This is a genomic window from Lentimicrobium sp. S6, from assembly GCF_013166635.1.
Lineage (GTDB): Bacteria > Bacteroidota > Bacteroidia > Bacteroidales > UBA12170 > UBA12170.
In genome coordinates, this window is sequence record NZ_JABKBZ010000202.1 from 1 (window position 1) to 1,404 (window position 1,404).

At 37.1% G+C, this 1,404-nt stretch carries 1 protein-coding gene; it reads right to left on the reverse strand.

The genetic code is table 11. The features are described from left to right. The coding region (locus HNS40_RS22340) for a hypothetical protein (RefSeq protein WP_172284924.1) at positions 1–1,404 on the reverse strand (1,404 nt) is incomplete at both ends.

Genomic DNA, 1,404 nt, shown 5'->3' on the forward strand with positions numbered 1-1,404 from the left:
AGACACTATCGTGCATTTCTGTGATTTCTCCAGCCTCCTCAGGTATTAATAACCATTGGGTTTCCATGGTGTCTATTACTAAATCTGTGCTGTAGTAAGTTTCTGTTTCTGTGCTTAAACAAACACTACTGTTGCCTTGTGCTTGGCTAGGGATAAATTCATCCATATCTTGTATTTCGAATACATAGATATCTTCATTCCATTGGCCTTGGCTATGGTAGCAACCAAAAAACCTTTTGGTAACCGCTGCTATATATTTATATTCGGAGACTTTAATAAAATCAGGGGTCTGAGTATAAATCATTTCAGGAAAAGGTTTTTGATAGATTAAATCTCCATCCTCATTTATCTTAAACATCCATACAATATAAGAATTGGAAACATTATCGTTTCCTTGCACATCATAATCATGGGATTTGGTGGTTGAAAATACCGTAAAACCTCCATCCTCATTTTCAAACATTTTGACTCCAGTATCCCAGTCTGTTCCCCCATAGTTTTTACTCCAAATAACATTACCATTGAAATCTGATTTTACCAACCATATATCAGTACTTTCATCGGGTTCACCATAGTGACCACTTAAATCACCATCATCTGATGTGGATGCTCCTATAAACAGGAAACCATCTTCTAATTCAATTACATTCTTAAAATTATCTCGGTTGGAACCTCCAAAGCATTGGTTCCATTCAATATCACCTGCACTATTGATTTTTATAGCCCAAGCTTCCGATAATAATCCATCATGACCTTCACAATAAATATTACCAGGTAAGCCATTATCACAACTGGCAGTTAACATATAGCCTCCATCACTTGTTTGGATTACCTCCCCCCCCTCACTAGGTCTTATATTGCCATAAGTTTCGATCCAATTCTTAGTGCCATCGGGGTTTAAATTCACAACCCAATTGTCCCAAAAACCATAAGACACCTCCTTGTCTCCATCGGTAGATGTTGAAATCCCCACCTCCATAACACCTCCATTATGACTTAAACATCCTCCTCGTGGGTCTTCGATACTAGATCCACCATAAACATCTTGCCAAATGATATTAAAATTGGTATCTGCCTTGGCCAACCAATATCCATTGATTCCACCTGTATGATTAGGACCTGTAGAACCTATCAAATAAAAACCACTATCAATTGATATTATTCTCTTTCCAGCTGCCCCACCAAATCCGCAATATGATTTATCAAAAATAATTTCTCCTTTAGCATCAATATTCACCAACCATGCTGTACCATTAGCATACTCATAACAACTGCTAGAAACATCTCCATCATCGCTATAGGTTGTACCAAAAAACAAATAACCCCCTTTATAAGGAATAATACTTTGTACATTGTCATAGTCAGTACCTCCGTAACATTTTTCCCAGGTTTTAACGAAGTTTT